Source organism: Kribbella sp. NPDC026596 (assembly GCF_040638415.1).
GTDB lineage: Bacteria > Actinomycetota > Actinomycetes > Propionibacteriales > Kribbellaceae > Kribbella.
This window is the reverse complement of the sequence record NZ_JBEZYF010000049.1, coordinates 30,988-53,324: the sequence shown is the minus strand read 5'-3', so window position 1 is coordinate 53,324 and position 22,337 is coordinate 30,988. Positions and strand designations below refer to the sequence as shown.

Sequence of the window (22,337 nt, the reverse complement as noted above, 5' to 3'; positions counted from 1 at the left end):
GCGGCGTGGACTCCGGGGCTGAACCTCGCGGTGTGGTTGGGTTCTGGCGTGAGTGGTCACCTGGGCGGACTCGGGATCTTCGTGCTGGTCGTCGCGCTGCTGGGCGTGGCTGGGGTCACCTGGGGCATCGTCGCGCTGGTCCGGCGGCAGCAGTACATCGGTTCGCTGCGGGATCGGGGCTGGACGTTCGTGAACAGCCCGACGTTCGACGCTGTCGCGCGGCTCGGCAACCCGCCGTTCGGAATCGGCTTCCACCGGCAGCCCGACGATCAGATCACCGGGCTGACCAGCCTCGGCCGGCCGTTCCAGGTCATCGAGTACAAGTCCGAGCACTGGTCGGGCTGGGTCGGGATGGTCAGTCTCTCCCGCCGGCTGCCGGAGCTTTGGATCACCGGTGGCGAGACGCAGCCGCGGTACGGCGTACAGGCGACCGGCGTACCGTCTCCTGCGCAGCTCGGTCCGGGGTGGCAGATCGGCGCACTGGACTCGTCGTTCGCCGCAGCCGTGGTCTCGCCACAGTTGTGTGAGCGACTGAACGCGCTGGCCGCCGGTCAGCCCGGTGTGAACCTGAGCATCGACGCCGACCAACTGGTGATGCTGGACCCGCCGCGCAAGGAGGTCGAGCTCCTCGGTCCCTGGCTGGAGCAGCTCGGCAGTATCGCCGCGGTGATCGACGCCGCGCCGCTGGATCAGTGGATCCAGCCGGAGCAGCCACGCCGGCTGACCTTCTATCACCACCCGGAGTGGTACTGGATCGGCGTCGACGACAGCCTCCTGCAGTTCACCCCGGTGAGCCGGTTGGGCCATGACCACCGCACCAGCGACGTCGTCCGCGGTCGCGATGGTGACGGACCGTCGTTCGTCGCGTTCACGCACCACTGGAAGACGACGCGCACCGAGACCTACACCGACAGCGAGGGGCGCAGTCAGACCCGGACCGTGGTCGAGAGCCACAGTGAGCCGATCCTCGGGTTCCAGTTGCCGATCAGGATGCCGCCGTTGCAGGTCGCCCGACGCGGCTTCGGCCGGGGGATCAGCTTCGAGAGCCAGGCGTTCAACGACCAGTTCGCGGTCCACGCGCAGGACACGAAGTACGCGTACGACGTCATCCATCCGCGGCAGATGGAGTACCTGATGGCCAACCCGCCCGCGTCCTTCGCGCTGACCGACGACTGGGCGTGGTTCTCGCCCGGCGTGCACAGTCAGCCGGCCATTGCCCACAACTCGCTGTTCCTGCGGGGCTTCCTGGCCCGCGTCCCGCGCTTCGTCTGGCGCAACCTCGGTCTCCCGGATTCGCCGTACCCACCACCTGCCTGACCGGTCCGGATGCTTGGGGTACGGTCCGGGGCCGCGTCTTTGACTGAACGGTCCCAGACCTCGAGGTGTCCACGACTCCCGAGCGCCGGATCACCTCTCCCCGGTCCAGTTCCCATTTCGGCCCGGAGAATGCACGCAGCCCAGGTCCTAACATTGCGACATCCAATGCCCCAGGAAGGACGTCCATGACTGTTCTCGACTCGCCGATCCCACGGTTCCACCTCGCCATGCCGGTCGACGACCTGGACGCCGCACGACAGTTCTACGGCGAGGTGCTCGGCCTGGAGCAGGGCCGGAGCTCCGAGACCTGGATCGACTGGAACCTCCGGGGCCACCAGTTCGTGACGCATGTGGCCCCGGAGCGAACCCGGCGGATCCACAACCCCGTCGACGGTCACGACGTACCGGTGCCGCACTTCGGGTTGATCCTGGCCGTGCCCGAGTTCCAGAAGCTCGCCGACCGGCTGCGTGCCGCGAACACCGAGTTCGTGATCGAGCCGTACGTGCGTTTCGAGGGACAGACCGGTGAGCAGTGGACGATGTTCCTCCTCGACCCGGCCGGCAACGCTCTGGAGTTCAAGGCCTTCGCCGACGACTCCCAGGTCTTCGCCGTCTAGCAGCCTCCGATCACTGGGGGAGTTCGTCGCCGGCGGCCTCCGCGACCATGTACATGGCGTACCAGGCGGGCCACTCTGCGTCGCGCACGCCGCCGTTGCGCGCCTCGTGCTCGCCGTGAGCGGTCGCCGCGCGCGTCAACGCCTGCTGCAGGTCCTCCACCGAGGCGTAGGTCGTCTCCGTGGCCTCGATGCGGCCGGGCAGCCGGGTGGTGATCTCCTGGAGCAGCCAGCCGTTGCCGTCCGGGTCGGTGAAGGTGGCGAACGACCCGTAGCTGGCGTGGTCGCCGTCCGGCCCGCCCACGCGGCTGTCCGAGTCGACCGGCTGGAACTGGGCGCCCGGCGTACCCGGGTGGAACACCTCGCTGACCTCGACACCGTGGCCGGCCATCTCGTCGCGCGCGACCTTGATGTCGGAGACGACCAGGTACAGGCCCTGGGCCGAGCCCGGCGCGGCCGAGGTGACGCTGGTCCCGAACTGGACCGAGGCCGGCGAGCCCGGCGGCGTGAACTGGACGATCCGGAAGCCGTTGTCGAACGCGAAGTCCGCGTCGAGCCGCCAGCCCAGGCCCGCGTAGAAGTCCTTCGACCGGTCGACGTCGGTGACCGGGATGACGACGGCCTCGAGCTTGAACGGAACCTTCGCGGCGGCCGTCTCGTCGGTGGTGCTCATTCGCTGCCTCCTGAGTCGTGGTGCTGTCACCACTGACTATGACTGCTCGGGCACCCCCGGCACACCAGTGCTCGTCACTGGTCAGTTGTGGTGCGAATCTCGTTCACCAGGGACTCTCACTGGTGCGCGACGGTCGTCCAGGCGGCACTGTGGGTCCTGACACCGGATCGAAGCAGGAGGCAGCCATGAGCGCGAGCACACCCGAGTTGGCCGGGCAGACGGTCGTGGTGATCGGTGGCAGTCTGGGAATCGGGCTCGAGACGGCTCGCCGCGCCCGGGCGGAGGGCGCCTCGGTGATCATCACGGCCCGGAACCAGGAACGCCTGCAGCTGGCGGGCAAGGAACTCGGAGCCGACACGGCCGCCTTCGACGCGACCGATACCGACCGGCTCAAGGAGTTCTTCGACGACCTGCCCGCTCCCATCGATCACATCCTCGTCACCGGGCCCGGCCCGTACTACGCCCCGCTGGAGGTGTTCGACTTCGACAAGGCCCGGGATGACATCGAGTCCCATCTGTTCCTGCCGCTGCAGATCGCCAAGCTCTCGATCGGCCGGGTCCGCGCCGGTGGATCGCTGTCCTTCATGGGCGGCACGGGTGGCCGGCGTACGGGCGTGGGCCTCACGCTGATCGGTGCCCTGACGGCGGCGATGCCGGCGCTGGTGCGGAACCTCGCGCTCGAGATCGCGCCGATCCGGGTGAACCTGATCGCGGCCGGGTTCGTCGACACCCCGCTGTCGGCGACGCTCCTGGGTGACGATCTGGAGGCACGCCGTGAGCAGCTCCGGACGACGCTCCCGATCGGCCGCGTGGTGGGACCGGAAGACATCGCCTTGCTGGCCGTCCAGCTGATGAACAACCCGGCCGTCACCGGCGCCACCTTCGACATCGACGGCGGCCAGCAACTCGTCTGACCGCTACCCGAAGGTGAACACGTAGGCGCGGGCCCCGGCGGCCAGGAAGGTGATCTCCAGGGTCCGATCGCGGACCGCATCCGGCGTACGAATGAGCTGGTACAGGCGGCCGTCGTCGAGTACGCCGTTCCCGTCCGCATCGACGTCGAGTCCGTGGGCCGCGCCTGGCGCACCGCCGTCGAGCCGGACACGGAACGGAACGGGTCCCTGCGTTCCGGGTGACGCGACGAGATGTGCGTCCCGAGCGTGGTAGCGGTACGCGATCGTCCCGCGGGCCTCGTCGAGCTCGACGTACTCGGGCCGGCTCGTCCACTTGCCGTCCAAGGCCCACTGGCTGGGCGCGCCACGTTGATCACCGAGGTACGTCTCGGGTGTCCGCAGGTTGGGCCAGTCGGCGGCCGCCTCGATGCCGGAGGGTTGCACGGACACCAGGTCGCGGTCGACGTCGAGTAGCTGCTGGATCCGGCGCTCCGACCGGTCGTAGTTGCCTTCGCCGAAGTGATGATCGCGGATTACGCCGTCGGTGTCGACGAAGTACAGCGCCGGCCAGTAGTGGTTGTCGAAGGCGCTCCAGACCGCATAGTCGTTGTCGACGGCCACCGCGTAGTCGATACCGCGCTCCTTGACGGCCCGGCGTACCCGATCGATGTCGTGCTCGAAGGCGAACTCCGGGGTGTGGACCCCGATGACGATCAGGCCGTCGTCCCGGTAAGCCCGCGACCAGGCCCGGATGTAGGGCTGGGTGCGCAGCCAGTTGATGCACGTCAGCGTGCCGAAGTCGAACAGTACGACGTTCCCGCGCAGCTCGGCGCTTCGCAGCGGAGCGGAGTTCAACCAGGTCGTCGCCCCGTCGAGTGAGGGCAGGTGGAGCGTCATCTCAGCCTCCGAGTGCTGGATCGTTGGGGTGGGGCGAGAGGGGTGTCACCTCGTCGGTCCGCCAGATCCGCAGTGGCATCGAGGCGAGCACCTTTTCGAGCTCAACCTCGTCGGCGGCGGCGAACAGACCGAGCGTGCGCCACTCGCCGGGTGCGAGCGGCGGTCGCCACAGCCGGAGCAGATGTCCCTCGGCGGCGAGCTCGCGCGAGCGGGCAGCCTCGCGTCCGCGGACTTCCTCGACCGTCTCCGCCGAGACTCCATCGGGAACGTGGGTCGTCATGGTGACGAGAAATTGCATGGTGTCCCTCTTCCGTTTGGGCTGAACCCCGTTGTCGCCATTCTCGGCCCGCGCGACGCCGGATCGCACCAGTGAGACTCCCGGGCCCAGGGCACCGGGGACTGGTCGCGCCCGCGCGCTGAGCGCATCATCGGCCTATGAATGATGGGGAGACTCTGCAGGCGATGATTACGGGGTTCCGTGTTTCCGCGGCGCTCAGTGTGGCGGCCGAGTTCGGCATCTCGGACGCCTTGGCGGGCGACGGGCAGACGCTCGCCGAGTTGGCCGCGGCTGTGAAGGCGGACGAGGAGACGCTGGGCCGGTTGCTGCGGGCCTTGGTGGCTGTCGGGGTGTACGCCGTACAGGACGCGGTGTACACCAACACGTCGATGGGCGAGCGGCTGCGGTCCGACGTACCGGGGTCCCTGCGACCGTTGGCCCGGATGGGGCAGGACCCGGCGTTCTGGGCGGCGTGGGGGCACCTCGCTCACAGCGTGCGCACGGGTGAGAACGCGTTCGAGGCAGTGCACGGTGTGGATGTCTGGACTCATCGGGAGCAGCGGCCCGAGTACAACGCGATCTTCAACGACAACATGACCGCGCTCAGTTGGTACGTCGGGAAGTCGGTGGCGGACTCCTATGACTTCTCCGGGCTGGACAAGGTCGTGGACGTCGGCGGCGGGCAGGGGATTCTGCTGGACGCGGTGCTGAACCGGTACGAGCAGCTGCAGGGTGTCGTCTTCGACCTGCCGCATGTCGTGGCCACCGGGCCGAGGTCCGAGGCGGTGGCGTCGCGGTGGTCGGCCGTGGCGGGCAGCTTCTTCGAGGCGGTCCCGCCGGCGGACGGGTACCTGATCAAGTCGATCCTGCACGACTGGCCGGACGACCGGTGCGTAAAGATCCTGCGCACCTGCGCCGCATCGCTCAACCCCGGTGGCGTCGTCCTGGTGATCGAGCTGGTCCTGGACCGGCCGGGCCACGAGGTGATGGCGGCGTTCTCGGACCTGAACATGCTGGTGATGCCCGGCGGCCGCGAACGCACCGAAGACGAGTACGCCGCTCTCTTCGAGGCCGCCGGTCTGCACCTGAACCAGGTCATCGACACCGGCACCCGAGTCTGCATCCTGGAGGCCGTCACCGGCTGACCGTATTTCGGTGGTTGCGCGGGCCGCCGCATCGCGCGGCGGAGAAGTTCCTCGGGCACGTGCTGCGGACGGACCTGGCGGCGTACCGCGACGAGCTGATCATCACGACCAAGGCCGGTAACCCGATCAGTCCGAGCCCTTATTCCAAAGGGGGATCGCGCAAGTCGCTGTTGTCCTCGCTGGACCACAGTCTGCGCGACCTCGGCACGGAGTACGTCGACATCTTCTACCACCACCGACCGGACCCCTCGACGCCGCTGGAGGAGACGGTCGGTGCGTTGGTGAGCGCGGTTCAGCAGGGGAAGGCCCTGTACGTCGGGGTGTCGAACTACCCGACCGAGCAGGCGCACGAGGCCGCCGAGTTGCTGCGGGCGGCCGGCGTACCGCTGCTTGTTCACCAGCCGCGGTACTCGATCTTCGATCGTGGGCCGGAGAACACCGGGCTGCTGAAGCTTGCCGCCGCGGACGGGTTCGGACTCGTTGCCTACAGCCCCCTTGCTCAGGGGCTGCTGACCGACAAGTATCTCGACGGCACGATCCCGACGGGTGCCCGAGCTGCCAACAGCACGTTCCTCTCGCCGGCTCAGATCGACGAGGTGTACCGCGAGCGTGCCACCGCTCTCAACGGGATCGCCCGGGAACGCGGTCAGTCGCTGGCCCAGCTGGCGCTGCAATGGGTCCTGCGTCAGCCCGAGATCACCACGGCCCTGATCGGTGCGAGCTCGACCAGCCAGCTGGATCACAACGTGGCCGCTCTGGACTTCCCGCCGCTGACCGAGGCGGAGTTGGCTCTCATCGACCAGTACGGCATCCATGGCACCGGACAGCGCGCGTGAAGGAGAGTTCATGACTGTATCCCCGGAAGCGTCCTATCGGCTGCGGTACGGATCCGAGCCGACGCTCGATCCGCCGGCCGAATGGACCGACATACTCGCGCAGCAGCTGGATCACCGATCCGTGCGGAGCTATCGCCCGGAGCCCGTGTCCGACGCGACACTGTCGGCGCTGATCGCCGCGGCACAGTCGGCGCCGACGTCGGGCAACCTGCAGCTGTGGAGTGTCGTGGCCGTGCGCGACGACGAGCGTCGTGCCCGGCTCGCGCACCTCGCGGGCGATCAGCAGTTCATCGTCGAGGCGCCGTTGTTCCTGGTCTGGCTGGCCGATCTCGCCCGGGCGCGCCAGGTGACCACGGGAGTTGACTCGGCGACCGCTGAAGGCGCGGACTTCGTCGAGGCCGCCGTACTGTCGTTCGTCGACGTGGCCCTCGCGGCCCAGAACGCGTCTCTGGCCGCGGAGTCGCTGGGTCTCGGCACGGTCTTCGTGGGCGCCATCCGGAACCGGCCGCTCGACGTCGCGGCGGAGCTGGACCTGCCGCCGAATGTCTTCCCGGTCTTCGGCCTGACGATCGGTCACCCGGATCGCGTGGCCGAGAGCGCCGTCAAGCCTCGCCTCCCGCAACAGGCCGTCCTGCACCACGAGCGCTACGCCTTGGAGCCGCAGACGGCCCACGTCGAGACCTACGAGGAACTGCTCAACACCTTCTACGCCGCGGCCGGCCTTCCCGACAGCTGGGCGAAACGAGTCGCCCGCCGCTTCGGCACTGTCGCCGGTCTGAACGGTCGCGAACATCTGCGTGACGCCCTTCACACTCAAGGCTTCCAGCTCCGCTGAACGGTTGCCAGTAGCAACTACACGCGATCACACCACCTGTCGGCGACGTCACATTACTTGACTGACTGATCAGTCAGGTTTGTTTGTTACGCTTTCAAGTGCTGGATCGAAGCAAAGCTCTGGACCGGAGTGAGGTGCCGACGATGGCGCTGACGAATGTGGCTGTTCCGCCGCGAAGCGGCCGGCGACGGGGAGACTCGCGACTGGCCGACCATGTCGATCGGCTGGGGGAGGAGCACCCGCCGATCCCGCTGGACAGCGTCGACTACACGATGAACCGGCCGGACCTGCTGGCCGAGCGGTTCGGGCCCGTGCTGTCCTACATGTCCCGCGTCGAGCTCGAGGTCGAGCGCAACGTCCTGGAACTCAACCTGCTGCTGCCCGATCCGCCCGAGGTCGATCGGCATTTCTACGCCCACGTGTGGCTCCCGCAGGAGACGCGCCACGGGCTGATCCTCGATCGCCTCCAGATCCTCGCTGGTCTCGACGCCGCCGAGCCCAACGTGACCGACGTGTCCTTTCAGCTCCGGCTGCTCGGTGCCCTCGGCCGGGTGAGCGCCGTACAAGACGTGAGCCGGATGCTCTACTACCTCACCGGGCTGGCGACGGAACGGTCCGCGGTGCTTGCCTACAACAAGCTTCATGCCGGCTTGCAAGAGCTGGGCGAGCGGACCGTCGCCGCCACCGTGGTCGCGCCGATCCGTCGCCAGGAGCCTGGCCATTTCGCCTATTACCAGATCGCAGCCCGCGAGCTCTGGGGTCAGTTGAGTGCCTGGCAGCGGTGGCTGGTGCGCACCTTGCGGCGGCGGACGTTCGGGCCGGTAGGGGTCAGCAATGACCGGCAGCGGGCGGAGTTCGGGCAGGCGATTCGCGCGCTGGGCATCAGTGCCGGCGACGAGGCGGACCTGCTGCACTACGCCCGCCAGGTCGGCCGGGTCGAGCACGAGTTACTGTGGGCTCACCGGCGCGGTCTCCGGGTGCCGGACTATGTCTTCGAGGCCTTCCGCCGGGCCGCGGAATCGGCTGTGGACAAGGATGGAGATCGCTGGTGGGCCAGGTTCGGACGGGCCAAGGGGTGACCACCCCCACCAAGCACAGCAGCAAGCGGCAGGCGATCGTCGAGACCGCCGAGCGGTTGTTCGCCGAGCATGGGTACGACGCTTCGTCGACGGCACGCATCGCGCAGGAGGCCGGTGTTCCGTCCAGCCTGGTGTTCTACCACTTCGCCACCAAGCTGGACCTCCTGCTGGCCATCGTCCACGAGCGGCCGACCCCGAGCGAGGTGATCCGCTCCGCCGCGCGCGGCCGCACGGTGCACAGCCGGCTCCGCGCGATCGTGTCCGTCGTCGCCGCGGAACTCGAGCGCAACCGCTACCCGAGGATCATCGTCTTCCGGGAAGCACAGTCACACCCCGAGATCGCCGCCCGCGCCGCCGAACTGTTCGCCGAAGCCGCCACCACGGTCGCCGACGTCCTCAGTGGAGCCGACGACGTCGTCGCCGACCGCGCCCGGGTCCAGACCGCCGCCGAGCTCATCGTCAGCCGGGTCTTCCTCGACATCATCGCCCTGGGCGAGGCCCACACCGCCGCCAAACGGCACGCCGCCATGATCGCCCTCCTCGAACAATCCCTCGTCACCCCGCACTGACCCCTACCGCGAACCGGGTCAGCGGGGGATTAATGGGTGGTTGGTGGGGTCATGGGCTGAGGAGGAGTGATGACGGAGGAACCGTTCGAGACTACTGAGGATGCTCGGCGTGATCGGCGCGAGCACGGTGGGGCATCGTCGATCCGGCCGGACGACGACGACCTGGCCCGCCGGACCGAGCAGGAGCGCGTCGAGGCCGGTATCGACGACTACGACCCGGACGACGTGCCGCCGGCGACGGACGACCCGGTGCCGACCGATGTGACCGAGTCCGAGGAGTTCCAGGAGGCACAGGCGGAGCTGCGCCGGGAGGAGGCGGAGGGCGAGGCCTATCCGCTGACCGAACGCCACCCGTTCCCCCCGAGCCACTACGACCGCTCCTGACCGACTGCCCCAAGAACCGGTTGGCACGGCGGGCGGGCGCTGAGGAGACTCTGAACGCCCGCCCACCGGTCTGGTGACTGCTCGCTGTGCTGTGCTCGCTCAGGGCGACCAGAGCGGTGGCGCAGCGTCTTCGGCGCGGCCTGTGCCGGGCATGGGGTCGTTGGTGATCCGCAGACCACCGAACCTTCGGTCCATCGCCGCGGCGTAACGGTCCGCGGTGGCCGGTACGGCGATGAGCTCGGCGATCACGTGGCTCCCGAACCAGACGCGCACTCGTCGCCGCTGAGTGTCGGCAACCGCAGGAACTTGATCTGACATGGCCGGACCCCCCTGATCTAGCCGAAGGTGACTGCGTAGACCCGAACCCCCGGGATCGAGAACGCTGATCTCGAAGGTGTGGTCGTAGATCGGACCGTCCAGCGCTACGAGTTGATACAAAACTGACCGGTCCGGGGTGGTTGTTGTGGGGGACAGAGGGGTGGGCGGGATTCTGTTGGGTGGGACAGATACCCGGGTGGACGGGGTGCCTAGCTTGTCCGCATGACTGGTTTGGGAGAGGTCGGGAAGTGGCTGGGGGAGTATGTTCCGGCGGCGATCGCTCGGCACGAGGTGCCGGGAGTGGCTTGGGCGGTTCTGGCGGGTGGCGAGGTCCTGGACGGCGCCGCGGGGGTGCTGAGCAAGGCGACAGAGGTCGAGGCGACCGCCGACTCGGTGTTCCAGATCGGGTCGATCGCGAAGTTGTGGACCGGCACGCTAGATCCGTACGTATCTTCCGGAGTTCCGGATCGCCGACGAGGATGCCGCGGCGCGGATACCCGGGGCGGATCGACGCGAGCCGGTACGTCGGGACCTACGAAGCGGACGTGGTCGAGCTGACCGTCAGCCAGGACGACGACGGCCGGATCTGGCTCGTCCAGGCACCGAAGGGGCTGTTCGTGGAACTGGGGGAGCAGGCCGAGCGCAAGGAGCTCGTGCCCTACGGCACCGACCGGCTGATCCCGCTCGAGGCCGACCGGGGGATGTACCTGCCGTACGTGTTCATCGGCGATCAGGGCGACGGCCACGCCCGTTACCTGCACATGGGTCGCGCCGTCCGGCGCGCCGGCGTCTGAGCAGCGGACCACCCCTCACCGACGGAACGGACTCCGATATGAAACTGCCTGCCGCCACCACCGGCGCCGTGCTCGCCCTCGCCCTCCTAGTTGCCTGCGGCAATAAGAGCGATCCGTCCGGCGGTGGCGACGCAGCCGCCGTGGTGGACGGCGGCACGTTCACGATGGCGCTCTCGACCGACCCGGGGAACCTGGACCCGCAGTCGTCGGCTGCGAGCGCGCTCTTCACCGTCACCCAGCTGGCCTACGACTCGCTGCTGTCGGTCAAGTCCGACGACGGTGAGATCCGGTCCGGCCTGGCCACCAAGTGGGCGGTGAGCGGCAAGACCGTCACCCTGACGCTTGCCGACGGCATCAACTGCGCCGACGGTACGGCGCTGAAGGCCTCCGACGTCGCCGCCAACGTCGCGTACGTCGGCGATCCGAAGAACAAGAGTCCGTTCCTCGGCACCTTCCTCCCGGTCGGCGCCACCGCCAAGGCCGACGACGCGGCCGGGACCGTGACGCTCACCCTCGCCACGCCCGCGCCGTTCGTCCTGAACGGACTGGCGAGCCTGCCGATCGTGTGCCCGAACGGCCTGCAGGACCGCAAGTCGCTGGCCCGGACGACCGCGGGAACCGGGCCTTACCAGCTGACCGAGGCCGCTCCCGGCGACCACTACACCTACAAGATCCGCGAGGGCTACACCTGGGGACCGAACGGCGCGACCACCGCCACCGCGGGGATGCCCGACACGATCGTGATGAAGGTCATCCAGAACGAGACGACGGCCGCGAACCTGCTGCTGTCCGGCGGACTCAACGCCGCCACGGTGATCGGCCCGGATGCGGACCGGCTGGAGAAGTCGGGCCTGTTCGCGGCCGAGACGACCGCCCTGATCGGCGAGCAGTGGTACAACCACGCCAAGGGGAGGGCAGCGAGCGACCCCGCGGTCAGGATGGCGCTCACCCAGGCGCTCGATCTGGCCGAGCTCCAGAAGGTGCTGACGTCCGGAAAGGGTGGACCGGCAACGACCTTGGCCACCATCGGCGCGGTCGCCTGCCCGGGTGACTCCGTCTCGAAGAGCCTGCCCACGCGGAACGTCGAAGCGGCGAAGGCGGCCTTGCAGAAGGCGAACGTCCCGCCACTCACCTTCCTCTACGACAACAGCCGGGGCAGTGGGATGGCGGCGGCCGCGGAGCTCGCCGTCCAGCAGTGGCAGGCGGCCGGCGTCAAGGTGACCGCGAGAGGCCAGGCCGCGTCCACGCTGACCGAGACCATCTTCAGCGCCGGTGACTGGGACATCGCCTGGGTCCCGCTCAACGTCAACAGTCCCGACGGAGTGGTGCCGTTCCTGTCCGGACCGGCCGCTCCGAATGGGACGAACTTCTCCGGCATCCACAACGCCAAGTACGAGGCGACGGTCGCCAAGGCCACCGCGTTGTCCGGCAAGGACAGCTGTGCCACGTGGCTGGAGGCCGAGTCGGCCATCGTCGCCGACGCGGATCTGGTGCCGTTTGCCAACAGCCCGGTCAAGACGTTCGGAGCCAAGGCGCGGTTCGAGACTCCGGGGCAGATCGTCCCGACCAGCATCCGCATGCTGGCGCACTGACCAGATGGCCACCACGATTCCAGCCGAAACCCGGCAAGCCCTCTGGTCACACGCCTGGGTGCGCTTCGGCGTACGACGTCTCGGCCGCCTGCTCGTCTCCCTGTGGGTGGTCGTGACGGCGTCGTTCCTGATGATCCACCTGATTCCGGGCGACCCGATCCGGGCCGCGTTGGGACCGACGGCACCGGCCGACCTGGTCGCGGCCAAGCGGTTGGAGCTCGGGCTCGACGACCCACTGTGGATGCAGTACGCCGACTACCTCAAGCGACTCTTCAGCGGTGACCTCGGCACCTCGCTGCAGTCGCAGCTACCGGTCTCCGACGTGATCGCCCAGCGGCTGCCGGCCACGGTGATCCTGGCGGTGCTCGCGTTCGCGCTCGCCGTGGCGATCGCCGTACCGGTGGGTGTCGTCGTCGGCGTGCTGACGCGGCGAGGGCACGGCCGCCGGACCGAGCTCGGGTTCACCGCGGTCAGCGTCGTGCTCGGGATCATTCCCGACTTCCTGATCGGTGTCGGACTGGTCTTCGTCTTCGGCGTGAGCCTGCACTGGCTGCCGGTCGCGGGCAACCAGACGGCCGGCGCGTACGTCCTTCCCGTGCTGTGCCTGGCACTCGGTCCGGCGGCGATCCTGGCGCGCATCCTTCGGGTCGAGATGGTCAGCGTGCTGGACGCGGACTTCATTCGCACCGCCCGTGCCAAGCGCCTCCCGGCCCGGACGGTCTACCTCGGCCATGCGCTGCCCAATGCGGCGACCGCAGCGCTCACCCTCGGCGCCCTGATCCTGAGTTCGATGGTCGCCGGGACCGTGCTGATCGAGAACGTCTTCAGCTGGCCGGGCCTGGGGATGACGATCGTGCAGTCGATCCTCAGCAAGGATTACCCGGTCGTCCAGGGCATCGTCCTGGTGTACGGCGTGGGCGTCCTGCTCGCGAACACCGTCGTCGACGTGGCGCTCGCGCTGCTCGATCCGCGCTCCGTGATCCGGGAGGACTGAGATGAAGCGACGGTGGTACGCCGTACTCCGCACGCCGCTCGGGCTCACCGCGACCGTCCTGGTGGCGATGATCCTGGTCCTCGCCGTCCTCGGGCCAGAGCTCTGGACCACCCGGGCGAACGTGGTCGACACCGGTGACATCCTGGCCGGTCCGTCCGGCGCGCACTGGGTGGGAACCGACAACCTCGGCCGCGACATCCTCTACCGCGTGCTGGTCGCCGGCCGGTTGTCGGTCGCGCTCGCCCTCGCTGCGACTGCCATCGCGATCGTCGCCGGCCTGATCCTCGGAGCGGCGCCGTTCCTGCTCGGCCGGCGCGGTGGACGGTTCGTGTCGGCGGCCGTGAACGTCGTGGTCGCCTTCCCGGGTCTGTTGCTCGCACTGTTCTTCGCGGTGATCTTCGGCGTCGGCGCGACCGGCGCGGTACTCGCGATCGGGTTCGCCGGCGCACCGGCGTTCGCCCGGCTCACCCAGACGCTCGTCGCCGGGCTGGCTGCTCGGGACTTCGTCGCGGCGTCGCGGATCGCGGGCGTCAATCGGGTCCGCATCCTGTTCCGGCACATCCTGCCGAACATCGCCGAGCCATTGATCGTCAATGCCACGATCGCTGCCGGCGGCGCGTTGCTGGCCTTCGCGGGGCTCTCGTTCCTCGGACTCGGTGTGCAGCCGCCGGCGTACGACTGGGGCCGGTTGCTGTACGACGGCATCAGCGCGATCTACGTGAACCCGGCCGCGGCGCTAGCACCTGGCGCCGCCGTGCTGCTGGCGGGCCTGGCGTTCAACCTGTTCGGCGAGACCGTTGCCAAGGGCCTCGGTATCACCAACAAGGTCGGCGGAGTCTCGAGTCCCGTACCCGAAACGTCCTCAGTGAAGGGAAGCAGCGATCAGCCCGACGTTGTGTTGCACGTGGACGACCTGACCGTCAGCTTCCCCGGACCGACCGGCGACATCCACCCCGTCCGCGGCGTCTCGTTCGTCGTACGGCGCGGCGAGGCACTCGGTGTCGTGGGCGAGTCGGGTTCGGGCAAGTCGCTCACCGCGCTCGCTGTGTCCGGGCTGGTCGACGTACCAGGACGGGTCGAAGCCGACCGGCTCGAGTTGCTCGGCACCGACCTGCTGGGCCGTGACACCAAGGCGCGGCAGCGGCTACTCGGAACGTCGCTCGCCATGGTGTTCCAGGATCCGATGACCTCGCTCAACCCCACGCGTCGAGTGGGTGGGCAGCTCGCCGAGGTCGCGCACCATCACCAGGGTCTGGGTCGCAAGGATGCCATGGCCCGTGCCGTGGATCGGTTGCGTGCGGTCCGGATTCCCGGCGCCGATCGCCGGGTCCGGCAGTACCCGCACGAGTTCTCCGGCGGCATGCGCCAGCGGGCGATGATCGCCATGGGGCTGATGGGTACGCCGGCCTTGATCGTGGCCGACGAGCCGACCACCGCGCTCGACGTCACCGTCCAGCGACAGGTCCTCGACCTGCTCGACTCGATCCGCCGGGCCGACGATGTCGCGCTGGTTCTCATCAGTCACGACGTGACCGTCGTCCGCGAGGTGTGTGACCGCGTGCTGGTGATGTACGCCGGTCGCATCGTCGAGGATCTCCCGGCGGACGAGCTGACGACCGCGGCTCGTCATCCGTACACGCGGGCGTTGGTTGCCGCCGTCCCCGATCTGGACACCGACCTCGATCGTCCGCTCGCGGTGATCCCGGGCCGTCCGGTTGCGCCCGCGGAGGTCCCGGTGGGCTGTGCGTTCGCGGACCGGTGTCCGCTGGCCGACGAGCGTTGCCGTGCTGAGGACCCAGCGCTGATCGCGGACGGCTCCGAACGTCGGGTCGCGTGCTGGCATCCGGGCGAGCCGCTGGACCTGGACGAGGCGATCGACGAGTTGGTGGAGGCACCATGAGCGAGTTGCACTTCGACGACGTCAGCGTCTGTTACGGACGGACGACCGCGGTCGACGGGGTCAGCCTGACCGTTCCGGCTGGTCAGATCGTCGGGCTGGTGGGCGAATCGGGGTCGGGCAAGTCCACCCTCGCTCGCGCTGCCGTGGGGCTCGCGCCCTTGCACGCCGGGCAGATCCGGCTCGATGGCCGGCCCGTTCCGACCCGCGGGCGGCAGCGACCGTTGCAGCTGGTCTTCCAGGATCCGTACTCCGCACTCGACCCACGGATGCGGATCGGGGAGAGCGTCGCCGAGACGATCCCGCCCGGCAGTTCACGGGCCGAGCGGCGAGCCGAGGTCGCGCGCCTCCTCGAGCTCGTGCACCTCGATCCGGCGCAGGCCAGGTCCTACCCGGCCGAGCTGTCCGGTGGTCAGCGCCAGCGGGTCGCCCTGGCCCGCGCGCTGGCCGGCCGTCCCGAGGTCGTGATCGCCGACGAGATCACGTCGGCGCTCGACGTCTCGATCCAGGGCGCCGTACTGAACCTGGTGCGCGAGCTGCAGCGCGAGCTCGGCTTGTCCATCCTCTTCATCTCGCACAACCTCGCGGTGGTCCGCTACGTCGCGGCGCACATCGCTGTCATGTATCGCGGCCGGATCGTCGAGCACGGTCCCACCGAACAGGTGCTGGCCGATCCCCGCGACGACTACACCCGTGAGCTGCTCGCCGCCGTACCCGGGCGGCAGGGCGCGACCGACAGGAGCACATCATGACCCGACGGATGCGCATCGATGATCTCACCGGCCTCGTGGTCCCGTCCCAGCCCGCGTTGTCCCCGGACGGATCCCGGATCGCCTACGTGGTGAGGACTCTCGACGCCGAGGAGGACCGCAACGTCGACCGGTTGTGGCTGGTCCCGACCGACGGTGGGACGGCACGGCAACTCACCAGCGGCCCGAGCGACACCGGACCGGTCTGGTCACCGGACGGCTCGCGGCTCGCGTTCCTCCGTGACGGCCAGCTCGCCGTACTCGCGGCTGACGGTGGCGAACCCGAGAGTGTGACCGACCTTGCCCTCGGTGCGGGCGCGCCGGCGTGGAGCCCGGACGGCACTCGATTGGCGTTCAGTGCACCGGTCGATCCGGCCGGCGGTGCGAGCGGGCCGTTGGTATCGGACGGGCTGGACTATCAAGCGGATGGCGCAGGCCTGTACGGCGCTGCCCGCGCCCAGCTGCACGTGATCGAGCCGGAGACACGCAAGCTGAGCCAGCTCACCGATGGTTCGGAGAGCGTCGGCGCGCTGAGCTGGTCGCCGGACAGTACGACGATCGCGTTCGCCCGCCGCGTCGGAACCGACAGCGACCTGCGGTACCGCACAGCCGTTCACACCCTCGCGGTCGATGACCCGAAGGCCAAGCCACAGGTGATCGCACTGACCGAAGGCGTTGCGGGGACTGTCGACTACTCCTCAGACGGAAGCGCACTCTTGGTCGTCGGATGGCTCGGCGACCCGGAAGGGCACGCAAGCCTGCTGCGCGTCCCGCTGGACGGAGGCGAGATCGTCGACCTGTCCGCTTCCCTTGATCGCAACGTGATGCCCGGCGCGGCGGCGTACCCGGGCGGTCGGCCGCACGAGCACGAAGGCCGCGTGTACCTCTGTGTCCGCGACCGTGGCTGTTCGAACCTGTGGTCGGTCGCACTCGACGGCAGTGACGCTCGCCCGGTCATTGCGGGAGATGGGCGAGTGGTGTCCGGCCTGTCCGTTGCCGCGGGCAAGGCTGCGAGCGCGCTCGCCACGCCCACGTCGTACGGCGAGATCTGTGTGGTGGACCTCGCGAGTACGGACCTGAAGGTACTGACTGAGCACGGCGCCGCGGTGAGCGAGGTCGAGCTGTTCCTTCGCGAGGAGCGGACGTTCACGATCTCCGATGGTACGAGCGTCTCCGGCTGGCTGGTCCGTGATCCGGAGCGGACCGGACCGAGTCCGCTGCTGCTCGACATTCACGGCGGTCCGCACAATGCCTGGAATGCCGCCGCCGACGAGGTGCATCTCTATCACCAGGAGCTCGCGGCCCGCGGCTGGACGGTGCTGCTGATCAACCCGCGCGGCAGCGACGGCTACGGTTCGGCCTTCTACAACGGCGTGAAGGGTGGCTGGGGCGTTGCTGACGGCAACGACTTCCTCGAGCCCGTCGATCAGCTCGTCGCGGAAGGACTGGTGGACCGCGATCGGCTGGCGGTCACCGGCTACAGCTACGGCGGTTTCATGACGTGCTGGCTGACCGGGCACGACGATCGGTTCGCCGCCGCGGTGGCGGGCGGCGTGGTGAGTGACCTGGTGAGCATGGGTGGTACCAGCGACGAGGGGCATTTCCTCAACGTGCTCGAGCTCAACGGGACGCCCTGGGCGGAGCCGGAGCGATTCGCCGCGATGTCGCCGATCACCAACGTGAGCGCCGTACGGACGCCGACACTCGTGCTGCACGGTGGGGCCGACGTGCGATGCCCGGTCGGCCAGGCCCAGGAGTGGCACACTGCGTTGCGGCAACTCGGCGTACCGACGCGGTTGGTGCTGTACCCGGACGCGTCGCACCTGTTCATCGTCAGCGGTCCGCCGTCGCAACGGCTCGACTACAACCGTCGCGTTGTCGACTGGGTCGAGCAGTACACAGTGCACGCGGGACGCGGGCGGATCGACGTTGCGCATTGGCAGCGGCGGCTGGCGCAACTCGCCGAGCGGCACGGTGTTCCGGGTGCCCAGCTCGGCATCCTGCGCCTGCACGAGGGCGAAGCGGATGAGCAGGTGGTGGCGTCGTACGGCGTACTCAACCTGAGGACCGCGGCCCCGGTGAGCGCCGAGTCGGTCTTCCAGATCGGCTCCATCACGAAGGTGTGGACGGCAACGGTCGCGATGCGTCTGGTCGACGAGGGACTGCTCGACCTCGACGCTCCGCTTGTTGAGGTGCTGCCGGAACTGCGGCTGCGCGATCCCGAGGTGACCAAGTCCGTGACCCTGCGGCACCTCCTGACCCACACCAGCGGGATCGACGGCGACATCTTCACCGACACCGGCCGCGGCGACGACTGCCTGGAGAAGTACGTCGACCTGCTGGCCGACGCGGCACAGAACCACCCGCTCGGCGCGACCTGGTCGTACTGCAACTCGGGTTACTCCCTGCTCGGACGGGTGATCGAGAAGGTCACCGGGAAGACGTGGGACGCGGCGATGCGGGAGCAGCTGTTCACCCCGCTCGGGCTGATCCACACCAGCACCCTGCCGGAGGATGCGTTGCTGTTCTCGGCGGCCGTGGGACACATCGAGAACGACGGCACGCAGCAGCCGGCCCCGGTCTGGGGGTTGCCGCGATCCCTTGGACCCGCCGGACTGGTGACGTCGACTGTCGCGGACGTGCTGGCCTTCGCCCGGTTGCACCTGACCGGCGGCACGATCGCCGACGGCACGCGGGTTCTCGCGGAGGACAGCGCGACCGCCATGGCCGCGCACCAGGCCGATCTTCCTGACAAGTACGCCCGCGGCGACTCGTGGGGACTGGGGTGGATCCGCTTCGGCTGGGACGGGCACCGGTTGTACGGCCACGACGGCAACACGATCGGCCAGGCAGCCTTCCTGCGGGTCCTTCCCGACGCAGGGCTGGCCGTCAGCCTGTTGACGAACGGCGGCAACACCCGCGATCTCTACCAGGATCTGTACCGCGAGATCTTCGCCGAGGTCGCCGGCGTCGACATGCCGGCGCCGTTGGCTCCGCCGGCCGAACCGGTGACCGTCGACATCACGCCGTACGTCGGGGGCTACGAGCGAGCCTCGGTTCGGATGGAGGTCGAGGCGACCGACGACGGTCCGCTGCTGCGGACGATCCTCACCGGCCCGCTGGCCGAGCTGCAGCCGAATCCGGTGGAGGAGTTCCCGATGGTCCCGGTCGGGCCCGGGCTGTTCGTGGTCAAGCCGCCCTCGGCCGAGACCTGGCTGCCGGTGACCTTCTACGCGCTGCCGACCGGCGAGCGGTACGTCCACTTCGGCGTCCGCGCGACACCGCGGGCGGACTGATGCTGACCGACCTGCTGTCCGACATCCGCGCCCTGGTCGAGTGCGAGTCGCCGTCGTCCGACCTGTCCGCGGTCGCCCGCTCCGCCGCCGTGGTGGAGCGGGTCGGCACCGCGCGGCTCGGCGTCGAACCCGACTGGATCGTGGTGGACGGGCGCACCCACCTGCGCTGGCGGATCGGCGGCGGTTCGCGGGTTCTGCTGCTCGGGCATCACGACACGGTCTGGCCGCTCGGTTCGCTCGCCACCCGGCCGTATTCGGTCGAGGGCGGCGTCCTGCGCGGCCCGGGCTGTTTCGACATGAAGGCCGGACTCGCGATGGCCTTCCATGCGGCCGCGGGCCGCGACGGGGTCACGCTCCTCGTCACCGGTGATGAGGAGCTCGGCTCACCCTCGTCACGGGAACTGATCGAGGAGGAGGCCCGCCGGGCCGAGGTGACCCTGGTCCTCGAGGCGTCCGCCGACGGCGGTGCACTGAAGACCGAGCGCAAGGGCGTCTCCCTGTACGACGTACAGCTCGTCGGGCGGGCCGCTCACGCGGGACTGGATCCCGAGCGGGGTGTGAACGCCACCTTGGAGCTTGCACATCAGGCGCTGGCGGTGAGTGCGCTGACGTCTCCCGAGGTCGGTACGACGGTCACCCCGACCGTCTCGCGCGCGGGCACGACCAGCAACACCGTGCCGGCCGAGGGGTCGTTCTCGGTTGACGTGCGGACCAGGACTCGCGCCGAGCAGGACCGGGTCGACACCGCGATCCGCAACCTTCGGCCAGTCCTCTCGGCTGCACAGGTGCTGGTCAGTGGCGGACCGAACCGGCCGCCGCTGGAGGCCGAGTCGTCCGCCCAGCTGTTCGAGCGGGTCCGCACCGTCGCCAGGCGACTGGGCCTGCCGGAGCCGACCTCGGCGGCGGTCGGTGGGGCCTCGGACGGAAACTTCACCGCAGGCGTGGGTACGCCGACCCTCGACGGCCTCGGCGCGGTCGGGGGAGGAGCGCATGCCGACGACGAGCACGTACTCGTCGAGCCGCTCGCAGCGCGGACCGACCTGCTGCGGGCACTGATCGACGACCTGCTGGCCGATCCGATCCACCAACTCGAGACGACGGGGACCCACCATGATCAGACCTGAGCCACTTGGCGGCCTGGAGGTGCTGACGGATCCCGTCCGGGACCGAGCCGCCCGCGCGGCCGATTCCGCGGCCGTGGCGGCGCGCGTCGTGGTGCGCGAGCTCGTCGAGCTGCCGGAGCTCGAGGACGTCGTACGCCTCTACGTGGAGATCTGGGGTCGCGGTAGCAACCCGCAGGTGTCGGTCGAGCTCTTGCGGGCGCTGACGAAAGCCGGCAACTACGTCGGGGGCGCGTTCGACGGACCGCGACTTGTCGGTGCCTGTGTCGGCTTCTTCCACGCGCCTGCCGAGGACGCGTTGCACAGCCACATCGCCGGTGTCTCGCGGAACGGCACCGGGCACGGGGTTGGGTTCGCACTCAAGCTTCACCAGCGATCGTGGGCGCTGCAACGCGGAGTCTCCGAAGTTGCGTGGACCTTCGATCCGTTGGTCAGCCGCAACGCCTACTTCAACCTCGTGAAGCTCGGCGCACAGACCGACGAGTACCTGCCCAACTTCTACGGCCCGATGACCGATTCGATCAATGATGGAGATGAGTCGGACCGGCTGCTGGTGCGCTGGCAGCTTGCCGATCCCGCCGTCGCCGCGGCCTGCGACCGGGCCGCGGCAGGGTCGTCATCCGCTGAGAGCGAGGTCGCCGCAGGCGCGGTGGTGGCCCTCGGCCGGTCGGGTGCCGGCAAACCGGTCGCCGGCCGGTCGACCGGGACGACCTGCCTCGTCGCGGTGCCGGCCGACATCGAGGCGTTGCGGGTGACCGAGCCCGCGATCGCACGGCAGTGGCGGACAGCGGTCCGCGAAACGCTGGCAGAGCTGCTGTCCGACGGCGCGCGGATCACCGGGTTCGACCGCGCCGGTTGGTACGTCGTGAGGAGAGGCGAATGAAGCTCACCGGGGTCGAACTGCGGCACATCGCGATGCCGCTCGTCGCGCCGTTCCGGACGTCCTTCGGTTCGCAGACCACCCGTGACGTGCTGCTGGTCCGCGTCGTCACCGACGAGGCCGAGGGTTGGGGCGAGTGCGTGGCGATGACGGAACCGCTGTACTCATCCGAGTACGTCGAGGGTGCGGCCGACGTACTGCGGAGGTTTCTCGTTCCTGCGCTTGCGGCGGCTGGACCGCTCGAGGCGCAGCTCGTCGCACCGGTGCTGGAGCCGATCCGGGGTCATCGGATGGCCAAGGCAGCACTCGAAGCCGCCGTGCTCGACGCTGAGCTGCGGGCGACGGGACGCTCGTTCGCTCGTGAGCTCGGTGCCGTGCACGAACGTGTGCCGTGCGGGGTTTCGGTCGGGATCATGGACAGCATCCCGGCGCTGCTCGACGCGGTCGGCGGGTATCTCGACGAGGGGTACCTGCGGATCAAGCTGAAGATCGAGCCCGGCTGGGACATCGAGCCGGTGCGGGCAGTGCGTGAACGGTTCGGCGACGACGTACTGCTGCAGGTCGACGCGAACACGGCGTACACCATCGCGGACGCGCGGCACCTGGCACAGCTGGACGCGTTCGGGCTGCTGCTGATCGAGCAGCCGCTCGACGAGGAGGACGTACTCGGCCATGCGGATCTCGCGAAGCTGATCAACACCCCGGTCTGTCTGGACGAGTCGATCACCTCTGCGCGGTCGGCCGCGGCAGCGATCCGAATGGGCGCCTGCGATGTAGTGAACATCAAGCCTGGCCGGGTGGGCGGTTATCTCGAGGCCCGTCGCATCCACGACGTGTGCGTCGCCCACGGGATCCCGGTCTGGTGTGGCGGCATGCTCGAGACCGGTATCGGCCGGGCCGGCAACGTCGCGCTCGCGGCCCTGCCGGGCTTCACGCTCCCTGGGGACACTTCGGGGTCGTCGCGCTACTACCGCACCGACATCACCGAACCCTTTGTCCTGGAGGACGGGCATCTCGCCGTACCGACCGGCGCCGGACTCGGGGTCGTACCGGTCGCCGAACGGCTCGAGGAGGTCACCACCGGGATGGAGTGGCTGGCGGTCTGATTGTCGACGCGGACGAATCAGAACCCTAGATCTTGTCCGCCTGGACAAAGTAGCCTGCTCGGGACGACGCC

Annotated in this window: 23 protein-coding genes; 19 read left to right on the top strand and 4 right to left on the bottom strand. The window is 69.0% G+C overall.

Annotated features, from left to right (window positions below):
• The first annotated feature begins 48 nt into the window (after window positions 1-48).
• Together AB0E63_RS31955 and AB0E63_RS31950 are read left to right on the top strand one after the other, a co-directional pair.
• Window positions 49-1,317 carry a hypothetical protein gene (locus AB0E63_RS31955; RefSeq protein WP_360374512.1) on the top strand — a complete coding sequence of 423 codons (1,269 nt, stop codon included), beginning with the start codon at window positions 49-51 and terminating at the stop codon, window positions 1,315-1,317.
• A 185-nt stretch (window positions 1,318-1,502) separates the two neighbouring features.
• Window positions 1,503-1,934 carry a VOC family protein gene (locus AB0E63_RS31950; RefSeq protein WP_360374510.1) on the top strand — a complete coding sequence of 144 codons (432 nt, stop codon included), beginning with the start codon at window positions 1,503-1,505 and terminating at the stop codon, window positions 1,932-1,934.
• Between the two features lie 10 nt (window positions 1,935-1,944).
• Here AB0E63_RS31950 and AB0E63_RS31945 read toward each other — a convergent pair whose 3' ends face one another.
• Entirely contained in the window at window positions 1,945-2,604 is a 660-nt protein-coding gene (locus tag AB0E63_RS31945) for a VOC family protein (RefSeq protein ID WP_360374508.1), read from the bottom strand.
• Between the two features lie 185 nt (window positions 2,605-2,789).
• On the opposite strand from AB0E63_RS31945, the gene AB0E63_RS31940 reads away from it, so the two are divergent.
• On the top strand, window positions 2,790-3,518 hold the full coding sequence (locus tag AB0E63_RS31940; RefSeq protein WP_360374506.1) for an SDR family oxidoreductase: 729 nt from the start codon (window positions 2,790-2,792) through the stop codon (window positions 3,516-3,518).
• A gap of 3 nt (window positions 3,519-3,521) precedes the next feature.
• Here the strand turns inward: AB0E63_RS31940 and AB0E63_RS31935 are convergent, their stop codons facing one another.
• Window positions 3,522-4,394 carry a hypothetical protein gene (locus AB0E63_RS31935; RefSeq protein ID WP_360374504.1) on the bottom strand — a complete coding sequence of 291 codons (873 nt, stop codon included), beginning with the start codon at window positions 4,392-4,394 and terminating at the stop codon, window positions 3,522-3,524.
• 1 nt (window position 4,395) lies between these two features.
• Window positions 4,396-4,692, bottom strand: a complete 297-nt coding sequence (locus AB0E63_RS31930; RefSeq protein ID WP_360374502.1) for a muconolactone Delta-isomerase family protein — start codon at window positions 4,690-4,692, stop codon at window positions 4,396-4,398.
• A 137-nt stretch (window positions 4,693-4,829) separates the two neighbouring features.
• On the opposite strand from AB0E63_RS31930, the gene AB0E63_RS31925 reads away from it, so the two are divergent.
• The 6 genes from AB0E63_RS31925 to AB0E63_RS31900 all read left to right on the top strand — a co-directional run bounded on the left by AB0E63_RS31925 (window position 4,830) and on the right by AB0E63_RS31900 (window position 9,519).
• Complete coding sequence (locus tag AB0E63_RS31925) at window positions 4,830-5,816, top strand: methyltransferase (RefSeq protein WP_360374500.1); 987 nt, start codon at window positions 4,830-4,832, stop codon at window positions 5,814-5,816.
• Window positions 5,817-5,830: 14 nt separating this feature from the next.
• A complete protein-coding gene (locus AB0E63_RS31920) occupies window positions 5,831-6,652 on the top strand; it encodes an aldo/keto reductase (protein ID WP_360374498.1) in 822 nt (273 codons plus the stop codon).
• A 10-nt stretch (window positions 6,653-6,662) separates the two neighbouring features.
• Window positions 6,663-7,487 (top strand): NADPH-dependent oxidoreductase, encoded by an 825-nt coding sequence (locus tag AB0E63_RS31915; protein WP_360374496.1) that lies wholly within the window; start codon window positions 6,663-6,665, stop codon window positions 7,485-7,487.
• Between the two features lie 143 nt (window positions 7,488-7,630).
• Window positions 7,631-8,566: a GTP-binding protein LepA gene (locus AB0E63_RS31910; RefSeq protein WP_360374494.1), complete on the top strand. Its 936-nt coding sequence runs from the start codon at window positions 7,631-7,633 to the stop codon at window positions 8,564-8,566.
• The gene (locus AB0E63_RS31905) at window positions 8,536-9,135 is read left to right on the top strand and encodes a helix-turn-helix domain-containing protein (protein ID WP_360374492.1); all 600 of its coding nucleotides are present in this window, start codon (window positions 8,536-8,538) and stop codon (window positions 9,133-9,135) included. Before AB0E63_RS31910 ends, AB0E63_RS31905 begins: the two co-directional genes overlap by 31 nt.
• Window positions 9,136-9,204: 69 nt before the next feature.
• Window positions 9,205-9,519 carry a hypothetical protein gene (locus tag AB0E63_RS31900; protein WP_360374490.1) on the top strand — a complete coding sequence of 105 codons (315 nt, stop codon included), beginning with the start codon at window positions 9,205-9,207 and terminating at the stop codon, window positions 9,517-9,519.
• A 99-nt stretch (window positions 9,520-9,618) separates the two neighbouring features.
• Here the strand turns inward: AB0E63_RS31900 and AB0E63_RS31895 are convergent, their stop codons facing one another.
• The gene (locus tag AB0E63_RS31895) at window positions 9,619-9,837 is read right to left on the bottom strand and encodes a hypothetical protein (RefSeq protein ID WP_360374488.1); all 219 of its coding nucleotides are present in this window, start codon (window positions 9,835-9,837) and stop codon (window positions 9,619-9,621) included.
• A 222-nt stretch (window positions 9,838-10,059) separates the two neighbouring features.
• On the opposite strand from AB0E63_RS31895, the gene AB0E63_RS31890 reads away from it, so the two are divergent.
• From AB0E63_RS31890 to menC, 10 genes are read left to right on the top strand one after another with little or no spacing between them, the layout of a single operon-like run.
• Window positions 10,060-10,395, top strand: a complete 336-nt coding sequence (locus tag AB0E63_RS31890) for a serine hydrolase (RefSeq protein WP_360374486.1) — start codon at window positions 10,060-10,062, stop codon at window positions 10,393-10,395.
• On the top strand, window positions 10,383-10,631 hold the full coding sequence (locus AB0E63_RS31885; protein ID WP_360374484.1) for a hypothetical protein: 249 nt from the start codon (window positions 10,383-10,385) through the stop codon (window positions 10,629-10,631). Before AB0E63_RS31890 ends, AB0E63_RS31885 begins: the two co-directional genes overlap by 13 nt.
• Window positions 10,632-10,669: 38 nt before the next feature.
• Complete coding sequence (locus AB0E63_RS31880; RefSeq protein WP_360374482.1) at window positions 10,670-12,223, top strand: ABC transporter substrate-binding protein; 1,554 nt, start codon at window positions 10,670-10,672, stop codon at window positions 12,221-12,223.
• Between the two features lie 4 nt (window positions 12,224-12,227).
• Window positions 12,228-13,217, top strand: a complete 990-nt coding sequence (locus AB0E63_RS31875; protein ID WP_360374480.1) for an ABC transporter permease — start codon at window positions 12,228-12,230, stop codon at window positions 13,215-13,217.
• 1 nt (window position 13,218) lies between these two features.
• Entirely contained in the window at window positions 13,219-15,117 is a 1,899-nt protein-coding gene (locus tag AB0E63_RS31870) for a dipeptide/oligopeptide/nickel ABC transporter permease/ATP-binding protein (RefSeq protein ID WP_360374478.1), read from the top strand.
• Window positions 15,114-15,866 carry an ATP-binding cassette domain-containing protein gene (locus AB0E63_RS31865; RefSeq protein ID WP_360374476.1) on the top strand — a complete coding sequence of 251 codons (753 nt, stop codon included), beginning with the start codon at window positions 15,114-15,116 and terminating at the stop codon, window positions 15,864-15,866. Before AB0E63_RS31870 ends, AB0E63_RS31865 begins: the two co-directional genes overlap by 4 nt.
• Window positions 15,863-19,159: a serine hydrolase gene (locus tag AB0E63_RS31860; RefSeq protein ID WP_360374474.1), complete on the top strand. Its 3,297-nt coding sequence runs from the start codon at window positions 15,863-15,865 to the stop codon at window positions 19,157-19,159. The genes AB0E63_RS31865 and AB0E63_RS31860 overlap by 4 nt, the downstream gene beginning before the upstream one ends.
• Window positions 19,159-20,283, top strand: coding sequence for a M20 family metallopeptidase (locus AB0E63_RS31855; protein WP_360374472.1), 1,125 nt, complete (start codon window positions 19,159-19,161; stop codon window positions 20,281-20,283). The genes AB0E63_RS31860 and AB0E63_RS31855 overlap by 1 nt, the downstream gene beginning before the upstream one ends.
• Complete coding sequence (locus AB0E63_RS31850; RefSeq protein ID WP_360374470.1) at window positions 20,270-21,163, top strand: GNAT family N-acetyltransferase; 894 nt, start codon at window positions 20,270-20,272, stop codon at window positions 21,161-21,163. The genes AB0E63_RS31855 and AB0E63_RS31850 overlap by 14 nt, the downstream gene beginning before the upstream one ends.
• On the top strand, window positions 21,160-22,266 hold the full coding sequence (gene menC, locus AB0E63_RS31845) for an o-succinylbenzoate synthase (protein ID WP_360374468.1): 1,107 nt from the start codon (window positions 21,160-21,162) through the stop codon (window positions 22,264-22,266). The genes AB0E63_RS31850 and menC overlap by 4 nt, the downstream gene beginning before the upstream one ends.
• The last annotated feature ends 71 nt before the right edge of the window (window positions 22,267-22,337 follow it).

Coding starts and splice junctions, on each gene's coding strand:
- AB0E63_RS31855 (WP_360374472.1), top strand. CDS start 19,159: ATGCTGACCGACCTGCTGTCCGACATCCGCGCCCTGGTCGAGTGCGAG.
- AB0E63_RS31875 (WP_360374480.1), top strand. CDS start 12,228: ATGGCCACCACGATTCCAGCCGAAACCCGGCAAGCCCTCTGGTCACAC.
- AB0E63_RS31890 (WP_360374486.1), top strand. CDS start 10,060: ATGACTGGTTTGGGAGAGGTCGGGAAGTGGCTGGGGGAGTATGTTCCG.
- AB0E63_RS31895 (WP_360374488.1), bottom strand. CDS start 9,837: ATGTCAGATCAAGTTCCTGCGGTTGCCGACACTCAGCGGCGACGAGTG.
- AB0E63_RS31910 (WP_360374494.1), top strand. CDS start 7,631: ATGGCGCTGACGAATGTGGCTGTTCCGCCGCGAAGCGGCCGGCGACGG.
- AB0E63_RS31880 (WP_360374482.1), top strand. CDS start 10,670: ATGAAACTGCCTGCCGCCACCACCGGCGCCGTGCTCGCCCTCGCCCTC.
- AB0E63_RS31925 (WP_360374500.1), top strand. CDS start 4,830: ATGAATGATGGGGAGACTCTGCAGGCGATGATTACGGGGTTCCGTGTT.
- AB0E63_RS31950 (WP_360374510.1), top strand. CDS start 1,503: ATGACTGTTCTCGACTCGCCGATCCCACGGTTCCACCTCGCCATGCCG.
- AB0E63_RS31860 (WP_360374474.1), top strand. CDS start 15,863: ATGACCCGACGGATGCGCATCGATGATCTCACCGGCCTCGTGGTCCCG.
- AB0E63_RS31850 (WP_360374470.1), top strand. CDS start 20,270: ATGATCAGACCTGAGCCACTTGGCGGCCTGGAGGTGCTGACGGATCCC.
- AB0E63_RS31940 (WP_360374506.1), top strand. CDS start 2,790: ATGAGCGCGAGCACACCCGAGTTGGCCGGGCAGACGGTCGTGGTGATC.
- AB0E63_RS31945 (WP_360374508.1), bottom strand. CDS start 2,604: ATGAGCACCACCGACGAGACGGCCGCCGCGAAGGTTCCGTTCAAGCTC.
- menC (WP_360374468.1), top strand. CDS start 21,160: ATGAAGCTCACCGGGGTCGAACTGCGGCACATCGCGATGCCGCTCGTC.
- AB0E63_RS31915 (WP_360374496.1), top strand. CDS start 6,663: ATGACTGTATCCCCGGAAGCGTCCTATCGGCTGCGGTACGGATCCGAG.
- AB0E63_RS31935 (WP_360374504.1), bottom strand. CDS start 4,394: ATGACGCTCCACCTGCCCTCACTCGACGGGGCGACGACCTGGTTGAAC.
- AB0E63_RS31930 (WP_360374502.1), bottom strand. CDS start 4,692: ATGCAATTTCTCGTCACCATGACGACCCACGTTCCCGATGGAGTCTCG.
- AB0E63_RS31900 (WP_360374490.1), top strand. CDS start 9,205: ATGACGGAGGAACCGTTCGAGACTACTGAGGATGCTCGGCGTGATCGG.
- AB0E63_RS31865 (WP_360374476.1), top strand. CDS start 15,114: ATGAGCGAGTTGCACTTCGACGACGTCAGCGTCTGTTACGGACGGACG.
- AB0E63_RS31870 (WP_360374478.1), top strand. CDS start 13,219: ATGAAGCGACGGTGGTACGCCGTACTCCGCACGCCGCTCGGGCTCACC.